Source organism: Sphingomonas sp. DMC6 (assembly GCF_056314225.1).
Window position 1 is genome coordinate 48031 of sequence record NZ_JBQUYT010000007.1, and the last position, 15040, is coordinate 63070.

General features: G+C 65.6%; 17 protein-coding genes. 9 read left to right on the top strand and 8 right to left on the bottom strand.

The window, feature by feature from the left end:
- Position 1 precedes the first annotated feature (1 nt).
- The 7 genes from secF to ACT53M_RS15905 all read right to left on the bottom strand — a co-directional run bounded on the left by secF (position 2) and on the right by ACT53M_RS15905 (position 7256).
- Positions 2–973, bottom strand: a complete 972-nt coding sequence (secF, locus tag ACT53M_RS15875) for a protein translocase subunit SecF (RefSeq protein ID WP_476229540.1) — start codon at positions 971–973, stop codon at positions 2–4.
- 14 nt (positions 974–987) lie between these two features.
- The gene (gene secD / locus ACT53M_RS15880; RefSeq protein WP_476234598.1) at positions 988–2574 is read right to left on the bottom strand and encodes a protein translocase subunit SecD; all 1587 of its coding nucleotides are present in this window, start codon (positions 2572–2574) and stop codon (positions 988–990) included.
- On the bottom strand, positions 2574–2912 hold the full coding sequence (yajC, locus tag ACT53M_RS15885; protein WP_476234599.1) for a preprotein translocase subunit YajC: 339 nt from the start codon (positions 2910–2912) through the stop codon (positions 2574–2576). The genes secD and yajC overlap by 1 nt, the downstream gene beginning before the upstream one ends.
- A gap of 393 nt (positions 2913–3305) precedes the next feature.
- Entirely contained in the window at positions 3306–4619 is a 1314-nt protein-coding gene (locus ACT53M_RS15890) for an amidohydrolase (protein ID WP_476234600.1), read from the bottom strand.
- A gap of 66 nt (positions 4620–4685) precedes the next feature.
- On the bottom strand, positions 4686–5315 hold the full coding sequence (locus tag ACT53M_RS15895) for a DUF4893 domain-containing protein (protein ID WP_476234602.1): 630 nt from the start codon (positions 5313–5315) through the stop codon (positions 4686–4688).
- A complete protein-coding gene (locus ACT53M_RS15900; protein ID WP_476234604.1) occupies positions 5312–6097 on the bottom strand; it encodes a 3-hydroxybutyrate dehydrogenase in 786 nt (261 codons plus the stop codon). The genes ACT53M_RS15895 and ACT53M_RS15900 overlap by 4 nt, the downstream gene beginning before the upstream one ends.
- A gap of 4 nt (positions 6098–6101) precedes the next feature.
- A complete protein-coding gene (locus ACT53M_RS15905) occupies positions 6102–7256 on the bottom strand; it encodes a patatin-like phospholipase family protein (protein WP_476234606.1) in 1155 nt (384 codons plus the stop codon).
- Between the two features lie 121 nt (positions 7257–7377).
- On the opposite strand from ACT53M_RS15905, the gene ypfJ reads away from it, so the two are divergent.
- From ypfJ to ACT53M_RS15920, 3 genes are all read left to right on the top strand, one after another.
- Entirely contained in the window at positions 7378–8268 is an 891-nt protein-coding gene (gene ypfJ, locus ACT53M_RS15910; protein ID WP_476234607.1) for a KPN_02809 family neutral zinc metallopeptidase, read from the top strand.
- 80 nt (positions 8269–8348) lie between these two features.
- Positions 8349–9416, top strand: a complete 1068-nt coding sequence (locus ACT53M_RS15915) for a YjgN family protein (protein WP_476234609.1) — start codon at positions 8349–8351, stop codon at positions 9414–9416.
- On the top strand, positions 9416–10453 hold the full coding sequence (locus tag ACT53M_RS15920; protein WP_476234611.1) for a M48 family metallopeptidase: 1038 nt from the start codon (positions 9416–9418) through the stop codon (positions 10451–10453). The genes ACT53M_RS15915 and ACT53M_RS15920 overlap by 1 nt, the downstream gene beginning before the upstream one ends.
- Before the next feature lie 52 nt (positions 10454–10505).
- On the opposite strand, the gene ACT53M_RS15925 is transcribed toward ACT53M_RS15920, so the two are convergent.
- Positions 10506–10637, bottom strand: coding sequence for a hypothetical protein (locus ACT53M_RS15925; protein ID WP_476229550.1), 132 nt, complete (start codon positions 10635–10637; stop codon positions 10506–10508).
- A 115-nt stretch (positions 10638–10752) separates the two neighbouring features.
- Between ACT53M_RS15925 and ACT53M_RS15930 the strand changes: the two genes are divergently transcribed.
- The 6 genes from ACT53M_RS15930 (at position 10753) to ACT53M_RS15955 (ending at position 15038) form a co-directional block, all read left to right on the top strand.
- Positions 10753–11472, top strand: a complete 720-nt coding sequence (locus tag ACT53M_RS15930; RefSeq protein ID WP_476234613.1) for an alpha/beta fold hydrolase — start codon at positions 10753–10755, stop codon at positions 11470–11472.
- Complete coding sequence (locus ACT53M_RS15935; RefSeq protein WP_476234615.1) at positions 11472–12299, top strand: tetratricopeptide repeat protein; 828 nt, start codon at positions 11472–11474, stop codon at positions 12297–12299. Before ACT53M_RS15930 ends, ACT53M_RS15935 begins: the two co-directional genes overlap by 1 nt.
- 78 nt (positions 12300–12377) lie before the next feature.
- Complete coding sequence (locus ACT53M_RS15940; RefSeq protein WP_476234617.1) at positions 12378–12812, top strand: VOC family protein; 435 nt, start codon at positions 12378–12380, stop codon at positions 12810–12812.
- Positions 12779–13858: an NAD(P)H-dependent flavin oxidoreductase gene (locus ACT53M_RS15945; protein WP_476234618.1), complete on the top strand. Its 1080-nt coding sequence runs from the start codon at positions 12779–12781 to the stop codon at positions 13856–13858. The genes ACT53M_RS15940 and ACT53M_RS15945 overlap by 34 nt, the downstream gene beginning before the upstream one ends.
- Positions 13855–14589, top strand: coding sequence for a hydroxyacylglutathione hydrolase (gene gloB, locus ACT53M_RS15950; protein WP_476234620.1), 735 nt, complete (start codon positions 13855–13857; stop codon positions 14587–14589). The genes ACT53M_RS15945 and gloB overlap by 4 nt, the downstream gene beginning before the upstream one ends.
- A gap of 44 nt (positions 14590–14633) precedes the next feature.
- Positions 14634–15038 carry a hypothetical protein gene (locus tag ACT53M_RS15955; RefSeq protein WP_476234621.1) on the top strand — a complete coding sequence of 135 codons (405 nt, stop codon included), beginning with the start codon at positions 14634–14636 and terminating at the stop codon, positions 15036–15038.
- The last annotated feature ends 2 nt before the right edge of the window (positions 15039–15040 follow it).

The following is a 15040-nucleotide window of genomic DNA, read 5'->3' on the forward strand; positions in this document are numbered from 1 at the left end:
GTCAGGGCAGTTCGCGCGGCCCGATGCGTTCGGCATTGCCGATCTTGGGGTCGACCTTTTCGGGCTTCACGCCCGGCTTAAGCCCCAGCGAGATCAGCAGCGACGACGAGACGTAGATCGACGAATAGGTACCGACGACGATACCCAGCATCATGGCCGAGGTGAAGCCACGCAGCACATGGCCACCCCAGATCAGCAACGCGCCCAGCGCCAGCATCACCGTCAGCGAGGTCATCACCGTACGCGGCAGCGTCTCATTGACCGAAAGGTCGATCAGCTCGCCCATACCCATCTTGCGGTACTTGCGCATATTCTCGCGGATACGGTCGTCGATCACCATCTTGTCGTTGATCGAATAGCCGATGATCGTCAGCACCGCCGCGACGATGTTCAGGTCGAACACCATGCCGGTCACCGCGAAAAAGCCCAGCGTCATCAGCACGTCGTGCAGGATGGCGACCGCAGTCGACACGCCGAACTGCCATTCATAGCGCAGCCACGAGAAGATCGCGATGCCGACAATTGCGAGGAACACCGCAAGCATGCCGTTGCGGATCAGTTCTCCCGAAACCTTGCCTGACACGGTGTTATAGGTGGAAAAGGTCGCGCCGGGGAATTTCGCGGCGATGGCCGTCTTCACCCGCTCCACCATCGCATTAGTGGCATCGGGCGCCGTCGACTTGGGCAGCGGCAGGCGGATGGTGACAGTGTTCGCGCTGCCCATCTGCTGGATTGCGGTTTCACCATAGCCCAGCTCGTTGACGGTCGAACGCAACTGGTCGATCGGCGGCGTGGTGGCGAATTTTTCCTCGATCGAGACACCGCCGACAAAGTCGACGCCCAGATTGAGGCCGTGCAACGCCACCATTGCAATAGCTGCGACGGTCAGCAGCGCCGTCACCGCAAAGGCAACGAAGCGGATGCGGACAAAGCCGATATTGGTGTTGTCGGGAACGATCTTGAGGAGCCGCATGGGTCAGCGCTTCCTTAAATATGGATCTCGCTCGGGCGCTTCTTGCGCAGCCAGAGCGTGACGAGCATGCGCGTGAACACCACGGCGGTGAAGACGGAGCTGGCGATACCGAACAGCAGCACGACCGCGAAACCGCGGATCGGGCCCGAGCCCAGCACCAGCATGATCAGCCCGGCAATCGCATGGGTTACGTTCGCTTCGAAAATCGTGCGGCTGGCTTCCTTATAGCCAAGCTCGACCGACTGGATAACCGAGCGGCCACGCCGGCGTTCCTCGCGAATGCGCTCGTTGATCAGCACGTTGGCGTCCACCGCCGTACCGATCGTCAGCACGAAACCGGCAATGCCCGGCAGTGTCAGCGTCGCGTGCAGCAGACCCATTATCGCCAGGATCACCAGCACGTTGATGGTAACGGCGATGTTCGCATAGATACCGAACCGGCCATAGGTCAGCACCATGAACACGATCACCGCAACGATGGCGATGACCGAGGCCGTGATGCCGGCGCGGATGGAGTCGTTGCCCAGTTCGGGGCTGACGGTCGATTCCTGCACGACCTTCAGCGTGATCGGCAGCTTGCCCGAGCGCAGCGCGATCGCCAGTTCGTTCGCGCTCTGCACCGTGAAACCGCCGGAGATCGAGGCGCTGCCGCCGAGGATGGGCGTATCGATGCGCGGCGCCGAAATCACCTTGTTGTCGACAATGATCGCGAACGGCTTGCCGGTGTTTTCCTGAGTCACTCGTGCGAAGCGCTTCGCGCCGACGCCGTTCAACTGCAGCGTGACATCCGGGCGGTTGCTCTGGTCATAGCTTTGCTGGGCATCGACAAGCATGTCGCCGGTGATCATCGCCGTGCGATCGACAACGATCGGCGCGCCGTTTTCATACTGCAGCACCTGGCTGGTCGGCGGAATGTCGCCGGCCGCGATCTGCTGCGGCGTCACCGTGACATCGACCAGCTTGAATTCGAGCTTGGCGGTCTTGCCGAGCAGCGCCTTGAGCGCGGTTGGATCCTGCAGGCCCGGAACCTGCACGACGATGCGGTTGCTGCCTTCGCGCACCACGGTCGGTTCGCGCGTACCCATCGCGTTGATACGCTTCTCGACGACTTCGCGCGCATCGTTCATCGCAGTTTCAACCTGCTGGTTGATCCCCGCCTGCGTGGGCGTCAGCACGAACACCGAAGTGTCGCGCACGGCGATTTCCCAGTCGCGCTGGCCGGTATTGCCGACGCCGTTGGTCATCGGAATCAGCTTTTCACGCGCCGCATCGACCTTGCTGGGGTCGCGGACCATGAAGCTGAGCTTGCCGCCCTGGATGGAGATGTCACCAATGTCGATCCGCGGATCGCGCCGCATCGCCGCGCGAACCTGATCCCGCATCTGCTCCAGCTTGGCCTGGGCGACATCCGCGGTATCGGCCTCGAGCAGCAGATAGGAACCGCCGGCAAGGTCGAGACCGAAATTGATCGCGGGCTTGGGCACCCAGCTAGGCCAGGTATTGCGGACGTTCTCGGGCACGAAGGTCGGCACCGACAACAAGATCATCGCGGCAAGGCCGATGACGATCGACCAGACTTTCCAGCGCGGGAAATCCAGCATCAGTCGTTCGCAGGCTTGGCACCCAGCGGGCGCACTTCAGCGAGCGTCGACTTGATCGCGCGCACCTTCACATTGGGGCCGAGTTCCAGCTCGACTTCGCTGTCTTCAACCTTGGTGACCTTGCCGATCAGGCCGCCGGCGGTGATGACGGTATCATTCTTCTTCACGGCCTTTACGGCGTCCTGAAGCGCCTTCATCCGCTTTTGCTGCGGACGGATCATCAGGAAATAGAAGACGACGAAGATCAGGACGAGCGGCAGGATCGAAACGATTCCGGCGGCGGTGCTACCCGCCCCTGCCGCGCCCGCGGCCTGTGCATATGCTGGAGTGGCGAACATGGGTTCCCGAAAAGCCTGAAGTTAGGGACGCGGAATGGCCCCATTCAAGCCGCGGGCGCTACCATGCGACGGAAGAAGGCGCAACCATTGGCGATTTCGTTGGGCAGGTGGCGGGCGCTTGGCGGTCCTCCCCGGCCAAGAGAGGGCAGGGTAATCGCACATGCGCTCAACCCCTCCCCTCGCGGCGAGGATAATTGCTTTTGGCGCTTGCACTCCCCTCCCTGAAAGGGAGAGGACGGGGGTGGGTGCGCGCGTCTGCGCGCTTCAAAACTCTATCCGGCCGGATAGCGCATCCCGCCGCCTGACGACGGCGGACCCACCCCCAGCCCCTCCCTGCAAATGCAGGGAGGGGAGTCGAAGAGCCGGATTTTCCCTGGCATGTGGGGACCGCCCCTACCCCTTCAAAATATCCAGCGCCGCTGCCGTCATTGCTTCGGTCGCGGTGCCGATCACCGCTTCGGCCTCGGGCGCCCATTGCGCACTGTGGAGCGAGGGTAACGTCGCCTTGCCGGCCTGGGCCGCATCCCATTTCGCCTGGGGCACGCCCCCGACCCAGAAAATCGTGCTCTGAATGCCGGGATCGGCGAGGTAGAAACGGCCGAAATCCTCGCCGCCCATCACCGGTTTCGTCTCCACCACCCGGTCCTTGCCGAAGCGCGTGGTGAACAGCGCCTGCAGCCGCCCGGCGAGCGGCTGGGTATTGAAGGTGGCGGGGGTGTATTCGTCCTTCACCGTCATCACCGGCATCCGGTCTTCCGGCACGCCGGCGGCGATCGCCTCGCCCTTTGCGATGCGGGCGATGCCGTCGAGCAACTGCTTGCGCGCCTCGGGCGTGAAGCTGCGCACGGTGAGCAGCATCGTCACGTCGTTGCCGATGATATTGTGCTTCGACCCGCCATGGATGGCCCCCACCGTCACCACCGCCGGCTGCTGCGGGTCCATTTCGCGGCTGACCAGCGTCTGCAGCGTGGTGACGATCCGCGCTGCGAGTACGATCGGGTCTTTGGTCGTGTGCGGATAGGCGCCGTGGCCGCCGACGCCCTTCACTACCAGATCGACCGAATCGACATTGGCCAGCGCATAGCCCGGGGTCACGCCGATCTGTCCGGCGGGCAGGCTGGCGCTGTCGTGGAAGGCGATAGCGTATTGCGGCTTCGGGAAGCGCGTGAACAGCCCGTCGTCCAGCATATCCTTAGCACCGCGGCCGCGCTCTTCGGCGGGCTGGGCGATCATCACCAGCGTGCCGTGCCACTGGTTCTTCATCGCCGCCAGATTGCGCAGCGTGCCGACCCAGCTCGCCATATGCGTATCGTGGCCGCAGGCGTGCATCACGCCGCTTTCGATGCCCTCGTCGGTGACGGCCCGCACCTTGGAAGCGAAGGGCAGGCCGGTATCTTCCACGACCGGCAGCCCGTCTATGTCGGTGCGGATCAAAAGCACCGGGCCGGCGCCGTTGCGCAGCACTGCGACCACGCCGGTGCCGCCGACCTTTTCCGTGACCTCAAAGCCTGCCTCGCGCGCGGCAGCCGCCAGCTTCGCCGCCGTCTTCACTTCATGCAGGCTGAGTTCCGGATTGGCATGCAGGTCGCGATAAAGCGCCATCAACTGCGGCAGTGCCCGCGCGGTTGCCGCATGGACGGCATCGGGCGCAGCGGCAGAAGGCGTGGCGGCGCTCATGGCGCCGGCCAGCAAGAGCATACGGAACATTCAGGCCCCTTTCGCATGATCGGGGCAAGTGTCTCGCGCGGCGGGGCGGCTGTCAAACCGCCCCGTTCAGCCGGCGGGGACCAGCTCGGTCACTTCCAGCATCGATTCGAACTGCGGGTGCGGCACCACCAGCCGCCAGCGCGCTGCATCGATATGCTCGACATAGCCCAGCACGTCGCGCTTCGGATCGACGCCGTAGCGCAGCGGCGCCGTCTCGTCGCCGATCACCAGCGTGCCGACGAAGATCGCGCGCGCCTTGGTGTCGGTGAACAACACACCGTCGGGGCGTTGCGCACCCTGGGTGATGCGGAAGCTGCGTACCTCTCCCTGATCGCCGACGGAGCAGGGGCGCCAGTCATAGACGGTATAGGCCGAGACCCTGGTGCCGCCGCCGCCGAGCTTGTAGGTCCGGCAGCGATAGGCGCCCACCGGCGGCATCGCGTCCGCCAATGCGCGGTCGGGGTCGAACAAAGCCGCATCGCCGTCGATCGCCGCAGCATCGGCGGCGCGCGCCAGCGGCAGCGCCTCGCTCCACGACTTGCGCCAGTTGCGCAGCCGCTCGCGGTCCGCATCGGTTGTAACCCGGCGCCAGCTTCCGCTCGTGTCGATCCGCGCCGTGGTTCCTTCGCGATAGACGCCGCAGCCGCCCAGCACGAGCGCCAGGCCGGCCGCGAACAGTGGCAAACGAAGGCTCACGCGGCGGTCCATCCGCCGTCGATCGAGTAATTGGCGCCGGTGATCTGCGCCGCTTCGTCGCGGCACAGGAACAGCACCAGCGCGGCGACCTGTTCGGGCTGGACGAACTGCTTGGTCGGCTGCGCATCGAGCAGCACGTCGTTGATCACCTGCTCGCGGGTCAGCCCGCGCGTCTTCATCGTGTCGGGAATCTGATTCTCCACCAGCGGCGTCCAGACATAGCCCGGCGATACGCAATTCACGGTGATGCCGTCCGTCGCCACTTCCAGCGCGACCGTCTTGGTGAGGCCGGCAATGGCGTGCTTGGCCATGACATAGGCGGTCTTGTTCGGGCTGGCGACCAGACTGTGCGCGGAGGCGGTGGAGATGATCCGCCCCCATTTCGCCGCCTTCATATACGGCACGGCGGCACGGATCATGTGCCAGGCCGACGACATGTTGATCGAGATGATCGCGTCGTATTTCTCGATCGGGAAATCCTCGATCGGCGAGACATGCTGGATGCCGGCATTGTTGATGATGATGTCCGGGCCGCCCAGTTCGTCATGGCAGCGCTTGACCATTGCCGCGATCTGGTCCGGCTTGGTCATGTCGGCGGCGTCGTACAACGCCTTGGCGCCGCTCGTCTCTGCAAGCGCGGCGCGTTCCTTCTCGATCGCGGCGGCATCGCCGAAGCCGTTGATGACGACGCTTGCGCCCTCCGCCGCCAGCGCCTTGGCATAGGCGAGGCCAATGCCCGAGGTGGACCCGGTAATGATCGCGGATTTGCCCTTCAGGAACATCGCTTTACTCCTCGCTTGCCTTGGTCAGGTCGAACGCCGCGGTCTTGCCGTCGACGATATTCTGCGCAACCAGCCGCGAATTGGCCATGGTCTCCGCCACGGCAGTGCGGCCGGCCTCCCAATGCTCATGCATCGAGCGGGCCGAAAATTCGAAGTCGCGCGCGCCGCCCTCCCAGGCATTGGCACGATAGATCAACTGGACGAGGCTTACCGGATGCTCGGTCACCAGCGCGCGCACCGCATTTACCTGCGGGTCGTCGTCAAGCCCGTCGGGCAGCTTTTCCAGCAGCCGCCGCACCGTCTCGCGCGCGGTGCGCAAGCGCATCCGTTCGTCGGAAATGGCGCGCGTGCGGCTGGAGAAGCGGATTTCCTTCTCGCGCGCCATCACGTCCATGATCGTGCGCGGCATTTCGTTCGCGGCAGGGAACAGATCGACCTGGAAGACGAGCATGCCGTCCTCCTGCCGGTCGAGCACATGCGTCAGCGGCGTATTGGAAACGAGGCCGCCATCCCAATACCAGTTGCCGTCGATTTCCACCGGCGGCAGGCCGGGCGGCAGCGCGCCCGATGCCATGATGTGCCGCGCGTCGATCCGCTCGTCGCGCGTATCGAAATAGCGGAAATTGCCGCTGTGGAGGTTCACCGCCCCGACCGACAGCCGCACCGGGCCATTGTTCAGCAAATCCCAGTCGACCAGCCGGTCGAGCGTATCGCGCAGTGGCGCGGTGTCATAAAAGCTGAGCGCCTCGGGTGAACCGGGAATCGCGAATTGCGGCGGTATCGGACGCGGCCGGAAAAAGCCGGGCACGCCGCCCAGCATCACCATGCCCGCCGCCCATTCATGGCTCCATTCGCGCAGCGCATCGTCCATCGGCAGCGAGAAATCGGGCAGCGTCGCCGTCACCTGATCCCAGAAGCTGCGGATCGCGCCAAGGCGCTTTTCGGGCGGATTGCCGGCGAACAGCGCCGCGTTCACCGCGCCGATCGAAATGCCGGCGACCCAGTCGATCTCGATTTGCGCGGCGGTAAGTTCCTCGATCACACCGCCTTGAAAACTGCCAAGGGCGCCGCCCCCCTGCAGCACCAAAGCAACGGTATCCGGCAACGGCAGTCCGGGGACTGCGTGGCGGCGGCGCGGGCGAGACTCGGCATCGGCCATGGGCGCGATGTGGCCCATCCTATGCTGCAGGGCAATACGAACCTGCGTATCGGCCCTTGCAGCGCGTGCAACGTGCGACGATCTGACGCATTGTGACGATCGATCCACAAGCGGAGGTACGATGCGGCTCGACGATCTGGACCCGACCGACAATGCGCGCGATCTGGGATCGGGCGGCGGTTTTGGCGGCGGATTTCCCCTGCTCGGCCTGCTGCCGCTGTTCCTCGGTCGCGGCATGGGCTGTGGCGGCCTGGTCCTGTTCGGCATCGTCGCCTTCGTACTTTTCGGCCTGAGCGGCGGCGGCGGCATGCTTGGCACCAGCGGCGGGGGCGGCCAGTCGCCCACCGCCGGGCAATCGGGCCAGCAGGTCTGCCGGGTCAACGAACGCCGGCTGGAGGCGTGCCGGGTGATGACCAGCACCGATCGCACCTGGGCAGCGATCTTCCGCGAAATGGGCCGCGACGACTATCGCCCCGCAACGATCAACTTCTTCAAAGGCGGTGCCCAGACCGGCTGCGGCGCGGCCACCTCTGCTGTCGGCCCCTTCTACTGCCCCAGCGACAATGGCGTGTATATCGACACCGAGTTCTTCGACGAACTGCAGAACCGCTTCGGTGCCAAGGGCGATTTCGCCCGCGACTATGTAATCGCGCACGAAATGGGCCACCATGTCCAGGATCTGCTCGGCACCTCCACCCAGGTCGCACAGATGCAGGCACGCGGCTCGAAGACCGAAGGCAACCGCTTGTCGGTGCGGCTGGAACTCCAGGCGGACTGCTATGCCGGCGTCTGGGCCGCACGCAACCGCGACCGGCTGGAGCCGGGCGATATCGAGGAAGGGATGACCGCCGCCAATGCGATCGGCGACGACACCCTGCAACGGGAAGCGCAGGGCACGGTGGTACCAGACAGTTTCACCCACGGCACCTCGGCACAGCGCAAGGCGTGGCTCAAGCGCGGCCTCGACACCGGCGATCCGCGCCAATGCGATACATTCTCCGGCGCAGTGTGAGGAAAATCACACGTCCCGCCGCTTGACGACACCCGCCCCGCTGCGCTCAGATGATCGTCGCCGGGGGGCGGGGAGAATTCATGAACAACAAGGGTGACGAAGGCGGCAGCGCCTTCCAGTTCCATGGCAATTGGCGCGAGTTCGCGCCGATCGCCTTCACAAACCTGCTGCTGACGCTCGTGACGCTGGGGGTATATACCTTCTGGGCGCGGACGCGGGAGCGGCGCTATCTCTGGTCGCAGACGCAATTCATTGACGATCGGCTGGAATGGACCGGCACCGGGCTGGAACTGTTCATCGGCTATCTGCTGGCGATGCTCATGGTCGGCCTGCCGCTGGCCATCGCCCAGTTCTTTATCCCTACACTGGCCAGCAAAGGCTATGAAGGCGCGGCGGCGGTATTGCTGCTCGGCATCTATATCGGCGTAATGTACCTGATCGGCGTCGCGATATTCCGGGCGCTGCGCTACCGCCTCAGCCGCACCTACTGGCACGGCATTCGTGGCGGCACCAACGATCCGGGCCTGCGCTATGGCCTTTCGCATCTGTGGAAGACGATCGCCGGCGGTATGGCGCTGGGGCTGCTGGTGCCCTGGTCGATGGTGAGCCTGTGGAACGAGCGGTGGAACGGCATGAGCTTCGGCCCCTTCGCCTTTACTGCAAAGGGCCGGGCCGGCGGACTGATCGGCCGGTACCTGCTCTTTTATCTGCTGCCGATCGTGCTCGTCGTAGGCGGGGTCATCATAGCGCTCGTTACCGGAACCACGCCGGCCAACAGTCCGGCGGGTTTCTTCCTGGTGTTTTTCGGCGCCTACCTGCTGTTCTTCGTCGGCCTGGGCATCGTCTCGATCTTCTTCTACGCTGCCTATTTCCGCGAAGTGGTCGGCAATCTTTCGCTGGGCGACCTCGATTTCGAATTCACGGCACGCAGCAAGGAATGGCTGAAGCTGATGCTCGGCAATATCGGTCTGGTGATCGTTACGCTGGGGATCGGCACGATCTTTCTCGGCTATCGCAACTGGTCTTTCTTCATCCGGCACCTCAGCGCCTATGGCACGCTGATCCTAGATGATTTCACCCAGTCCGAAACGCGGGCACCGGGCCAGGGCGAGGGCCTGCTCGACGCATTCGATGTTGGCGCCTTCTGATGGAGGTGCGCGTCTGGCATTATGACGGGCGCAACGCGACGCGGCATCACCCGGTGTTGGCGCTGACGGATAATGGCGCACAGTTCACGCTGTCGGGGCCAGAGGTAGACCCGGGCCCCTATCGCTTAGCCGATCTCGAGCCCCAGGGATTTCAGGCAGGCGGCGGACAATATGGTCTGAAGCGGCGGCCGGGCTGGCGGATCGGCTTCACCGAAGCGCCGCCGGCGGAAATCGCCGCACTGCTGCCCCGCCCGGCACGCTATGGCAGGCTGATCGACCGGCTGGGGCTCTGGCCCTCAGCCGCCATCCTTGCCGTGCTCGCGGTGGCGGTGGTGTTCGGCGTGATGGCGCTGCCGTCGTTGATCGTGCCGCTGGTCCCGCGATCGGCCGAAGCGCGACTGGGCAATGCGATGGTCGGTGATTTCGGACGCCTGGGCTGCAATAGCGCCGCCGGCAACGCCGCAGTGCGGGCGCTGGCAACCCGGCTGGGCGCGCCGGCCGACACCGACATCCGCGTCATCCGCGTTCCGATCGTCAATGCGGTGGCACTTCCCGGCGGGCATGTCGTGCTGTTCGACGGCCTGATCCAGAGTGCCCGTTCGCCAGACGAAGTGGCCGGCGTGCTCGGCCATGAACTGGGCCATGTCGACCATCGCGACGGGCTGGAGGCGCTGATCCGCCGCTTTGGCCTCCAACTGCTGACCAACGGCTTCGAAAGCAATGTCGCGGGCTATACCAATGCGCTGGCCTCGGCGAGCTATTCGCGCAGGGCCGAATCCCGTGCCGACGATTTTGCGATCACGGCGCTCGATCGTGCGCATGTCTCACCCAGGCCGACCGCAGCCCTTTTCCATCGCCTCGGTGCCGAAGAAGGCGCGCTGAAAAATGCAGACCGGATGTTCAGCTATTTCGCCTCGCACCCCCTGTCGGCGGAGCGTGAAGCCCACTTCAGCAACAGCGCACGGGCGGGCGAAGCCTATACCCCGGCACTCGACCCGGATCAGTGGCGCGCACTCAGAACGATGTGCAGCAACTGAATCCAAAAGGGTGGAGGCGCCGGTTGGGGGGACCGGCGCCTCCCAGGGGGGCTCAAAGCATGGCTACCAACTGGGCCGCAAGCGTGGAAAGGCCAGCAACGATAATCGCTGCGCCCAGTGCGAGTTCGCCGGGCCGGACCATCCGGGCGACGGGTATGGCGATGGCTTTTTCGATCTGTTTCATGGGCGCCAACATGTGCCTCTCGTCGCGCTTTGTCTCACGCGAAAATACGCTCACACTGATTGATCGTTCCGCTGAATGGCTGGTGAGAAGCCCGTCCTACGGCTAGAAAAGCGCGATGTCCGACGCCGCTGCCCCGCCCCGCCTCGCCTTTCATCACAGCCCGGGCGCAAGTCCCACCATCGTCTTCCTGCCCGGCTATGGATCGGACATGCAGGGGTCGAAAGTGCTCGCGCTCGAGGCCTGGGCGCAAGCGCGCGGTCAGGCGTTCCTGCGCTTCGACTATGCCGGTTGCGGCAGCAGCGAGGGGGCGTTCGAAGACCAGACGCTCGCCTCGTGGCGCGACGATGCGCTGCGAATGCTCGACACGGTGGTGCAAGGCCCGGTGGTGCTGGTGGGCTCGTCCATGGGCGGCTGGATCATGCTGCTGGTGGCGGCGGCGCGGCTCGAACGCGTGACCGGCATGGTCGGCATTGCCGCCGCGCCCGATTTCACCGATTGGGGCTTTACGGCGGAAGACAAGCTGAAAATCCTGCAGGCGGGTCGCCTCGAGCAGCCAAGCGACTATTCCGATCAACCTACCGTCACTACGCGCGGATTTTGGCAGGCCGGCGAAGCGAACAAGGTGCTGGACCGAACGCTGGAATTCGACGGACCGGTGCGCCTGCTCCAGGGCCAGCGCGATGCCGAAGTGCCGTGGGAACTGGCGCCCCGCATCGCCACCGCGATCCGTTCAGACGCGGTGCAGGTCTGGCTGGTCAAGGACGGCGACCACCGGCTTTCGCGCGAACAGGACATCGCCCTGCTGCTTCGCGCCGTTGAGGATGTGATCGCCTGATGTTGCTGCCCCTGCTACTCCTGATCCAGGACGCTACCGCCGCCCAGACGCCGCCTGCCAAGGCCGGCCCGCAGATCCGCGGCGCGCACCCGAAACCGCCGACGCCGGCAGCAAAGGCGCTGGCCCCGCAGGGCGAGCCGCCCCGCTTTGCCCAGTGCATGGACCTGGCAACGGGCGATCCAAATGCCGCGCTCACCAATGCAGTACAGTGGCACGCCGAAAATGGCGGCATGTTCGCGCGCCAGTGCCTGGCGGTCGCCTATAGCAACCTCCACCGCTGGGACTCCGCCGCTGGCGCGTTTGAGGAAGCCGCGCATGAAGCGGAGACCCAGCGCGATATCAAACGCGCCGGCACCTATTGGGCGCAGGCCGGCAATGCCTGGCTGGCAGCGGGCAACGCCGCCAAGGCACGCGCAGGTTTCGACGCAGCGCTGGCGAGCGGCGGGGTCAGCGGGCTGGCGCTCGGCGAAGTCTATCTCGACCGCGCCCGGTCGCTGGTGGCCGCTGGCGACACGGCGGGTGCGCGCAAGGATCTCGACAGCGCGCTTGCCGCTGCCCCGGGCGATCCGCTGGCCTCGCTGCTGTCGGCCACCCTCGCCCGGCGCCAGCAGGATCTGCCCCGCGCCCGCAAGGACATTGCCGAGGCGCTGCGGCTGGCGGGGGATGATGCCTCGGTTCAACTGGAGGCGGGCAATATCGCCGCGCTGTCGAACGACGAACCGGGCGCCCGTGCGGCCTGGAACCGCGTGCTGGAACTCTCCCCCGGCAGCAAGCAGGCGGATGCGGCCCGTGCCGCGCTCGCCCAGTTCGGCGCAACGGAGAAATAGCCGGTCTGGCAGCGGCGCGGGCGGCCTCCTATCTGGAGCGCCAAGACACACAGCCAAGACACACAGGGAGTCGTCCGCGTGAAATATCTCCACACCATGGTCCGCGTCACCGATCCGGATGCGTCGATCCGTTTCTTCGACCTGCTGGGTCTCAAGGAAACCCACCGCATCACCAGCGAGAAAGGCCGCTTCACCCTGATTTATCTGGCGGCCGCGGAAGACATCGATCCCGAAACCGGACGCGGCCGGGCGGAAGTGGAACTGACTCACAACTGGGATCCCGAAACTTATACCGGCGGCCGCAATTTCGGCCATCTCGCCTTCCGGGTCGACAATATCTATGAGACCTGCCAGCGGCTGATGGATGCCGGCGTGACGATCAACCGCCCGCCACGCGACGGCCATATGGCGTTCGTCCGCACACCCGATGCGATTTCGATCGAACTGCTGCAGGACGGTCGCCTGCCGCCGCAGGAGCCATGGGCATCGATGCCGAACACGGGCGAGTGGTGACGATGGCGCCACGGTTCCTGGCTGCGATCGGTGCGACGGTACCGATCGTCCAGGCACCGATGGCGGGGGCCGGCGGCGTCGCACTGGCCATTGCGGCGATGCGCGGCGGTGCCGTCGGGTCGCTGCCCTGCGCGATGCTGGCACCCGACGCCATCGCCGGGCAGGTGGCGGCAGTCCGGGCGTCAACCGACGGGCCGCTGAACCTCAATTTCTTCTGCCACACGCTGCCCGATCCGCCCGACGAGCGTGGCTGGCGCGCGCTGCTGGCCCCCTATTATGCGGCAGAAGGCGTTTCGCCCGGGCCACCCCCACCGCTGCGCCGGCCGTTCGATGGAGCCGCATGCGCGGCGGTGGAGCAGGCTCGGCCTGCCATTGTCAGCTTTCACTTCGGCCTGCCCGATACGCCCCTGCTCGCGCGGGTGCGGGCGACGGGGGCGCTGGTGTTCGGCAACGCCACCACGCCCGACGAGATGCGCTGGCTTGCGGCAAAGGGCGTCGATGCGGTGATCGCGCAAGGGGCTGAAGCGGGCGGTCACGCCGGCTGGTTCCTTGGCGACCGGCATGTCCCGACACCACTCGCCGAACTGCTGGCAACGCCGGTCGCCGTGCCGGTGATTGCCGCCGGGGGCATCGTCGACGGCGGCGACATCGCCGCCGCGCTTCGCCAAGGGGCTGCGGCCGTGCAGATCGGCACCGCCTATCTCGCCACGCCGGAAAGCAGCATCTCCACGCATTATCGCGCCCTGCTCGGGACGCCGGCGGCTGCGGATGCGCGCTTCACCCGGCTGTTTTCCGGCCGTGAGGCGCGCGGCATCGTCAATCGACTGATGCGCGACCTGCCGGAGCCGCGCACAGATATTCCGCCCTTCCCCTATGCATCGGCTGCGTTGGCACCGCTGCGTGCGCATGCGGAAGCATTGGGCCGCGGCGATTATTCGCCGCTCTGGGCCGGCGTCGGGGCAGTGCGCATTCGCCCCGAATCCGCCGAAGCGCTCACCCGCCGCCTTGCAGCCGAAGTGGCCGAGTTGATGACGGAGACCCCATGACTGCACTCACCATCGTCCGCATACCGGCGCTGACGGACAATTATATCTGGCTTCTCCATGATTCCGCGTCCGGCGAGGCAGTCGTTGTCGATCCGGGCGTAGCCGATCCAGTACTGGCGGAGATAACAGCGCGCGGCTGGACGCTCAGCGCGATCTGGAACACGCACTGGCACCCCGACCACACGGGCGGCAACGCGGCGTTGAAAGCGGCCACCGGCTGCGCCGTGCTTGCCCCGGCAGCCGAGGCGGGCAAGATCCCCACTGCCGACAGGTTGCTGGAAGAAGGCGATGTCGTGTCGATCGGCGCGCATAGCGCGAACATCTGGGCGGTGCCCGCCCACACCGCCGGCCATATCGCCTATCATTTCGCCGAGGACGCGCTCGTCTTCGTCGGGGACACGCTGTTCGCGATGGGCTGCGGGCGGCTGTTTGAAGGCACGGCCGATCAGATGTTCGCCAACATGCAGCGGCTCGCCGCGCTGCCGGACGAGACCCGCGTCTATTGCGCCCACGAATACACCCTGTCCAACGCCCGCTTCGCGGTGGTGGCCGAGCCCGACAATCCCGCCACCGCCGCGCGGCTGGCGGCAGTCGAGCGGCTGCGCGCCGAGGACAAAGCCACCGTACCCATGACGATCGGCGAGGAACGCGCGACCAACCCCTTCATGCGCGCTGCCGACGCCAAAGTCCTTGCCGAACGGCGCGCCGCCAAGGATAATTTCGCCGGCTGAGCCGTAGTGTCCGGAACGGCCCTGCGGCCGAAGGAGAGCTTGTGATGCGCATGGTCCTGACGCTCGGCGCGCTGGCAGTCGCCGGATGTACTTCCAACGCCCAATATCAGGCGACGCGCGAGGCGCAGGCCCGTCGCGAACTGGCCGATGCGCTGGGCGACCGGGTGGCCGGCGCTCCGCAGGACTGCATCGACGCCAATAGCAACACCGGCCCGCAGATCATCGACAGCCGAACCCTGATCTATCGCCAGGGCACGCGATTGTACCGCAACGATCTGCCGAGCGAGTGCCCTTCGCTTGGGCCGCTCAACACGATCATCATCGAAATCCGCGGCAGCCAGATTTGCCGCAATGACCTGTTCCGCGTGCTCGAAGCGGGCGCGTCGATCCCCAGCGGCACTTGCCGGCTGGGCAAGTTCACGCCCTATACCCGGCCGAAGGGGGGCTGACG

What these genes read in the sequence shown, in the direction of transcription:
- yajC (WP_476234599.1), bottom strand. Translation starts at nt 2,912, where the DNA reads ATGTTCGCCACTCCAGCATATGCACAGGCCGCGGGCGCGGCAGGGGCG.
- secF (WP_476229540.1), bottom strand. Translation starts at nt 973, where the DNA reads ATGCGGCTCCTCAAGATCGTTCCCGACAACACCAATATCGGCTTTGTC.
- ACT53M_RS15900 (WP_476234604.1), bottom strand. Translation starts at nt 6,097, where the DNA reads ATGTTCCTGAAGGGCAAATCCGCGATCATTACCGGGTCCACCTCGGGC.
- ACT53M_RS15955 (WP_476234621.1), top strand. Translation starts at nt 14,634, where the DNA reads ATGCGCATGGTCCTGACGCTCGGCGCGCTGGCAGTCGCCGGATGTACT.
- gloB (WP_476234620.1), top strand. Translation starts at nt 13,855, where the DNA reads ATGACTGCACTCACCATCGTCCGCATACCGGCGCTGACGGACAATTAT.
- secD (WP_476234598.1), bottom strand. Translation starts at nt 2,574, where the DNA reads ATGCTGGATTTCCCGCGCTGGAAAGTCTGGTCGATCGTCATCGGCCTT.
- ACT53M_RS15905 (WP_476234606.1), bottom strand. Translation starts at nt 7,256, where the DNA reads ATGGCCGATGCCGAGTCTCGCCCGCGCCGCCGCCACGCAGTCCCCGGA.
- ACT53M_RS15930 (WP_476234613.1), top strand. Translation starts at nt 10,753, where the DNA reads ATGTCCGACGCCGCTGCCCCGCCCCGCCTCGCCTTTCATCACAGCCCG.
- ACT53M_RS15935 (WP_476234615.1), top strand. Translation starts at nt 11,472, where the DNA reads ATGTTGCTGCCCCTGCTACTCCTGATCCAGGACGCTACCGCCGCCCAG.
- ypfJ (WP_476234607.1), top strand. Translation starts at nt 7,378, where the DNA reads ATGCGGCTCGACGATCTGGACCCGACCGACAATGCGCGCGATCTGGGA.
- ACT53M_RS15890 (WP_476234600.1), bottom strand. Translation starts at nt 4,619, where the DNA reads ATGTTCCGTATGCTCTTGCTGGCCGGCGCCATGAGCGCCGCCACGCCT.
- ACT53M_RS15945 (WP_476234618.1), top strand. Translation starts at nt 12,779, where the DNA reads ATGGGCATCGATGCCGAACACGGGCGAGTGGTGACGATGGCGCCACGG.
- ACT53M_RS15925 (WP_476229550.1), bottom strand. Translation starts at nt 10,637, where the DNA reads ATGAAACAGATCGAAAAAGCCATCGCCATACCCGTCGCCCGGATGGTC.
- ACT53M_RS15915 (WP_476234609.1), top strand. Translation starts at nt 8,349, where the DNA reads ATGAACAACAAGGGTGACGAAGGCGGCAGCGCCTTCCAGTTCCATGGC.
- ACT53M_RS15920 (WP_476234611.1), top strand. Translation starts at nt 9,416, where the DNA reads ATGGAGGTGCGCGTCTGGCATTATGACGGGCGCAACGCGACGCGGCAT.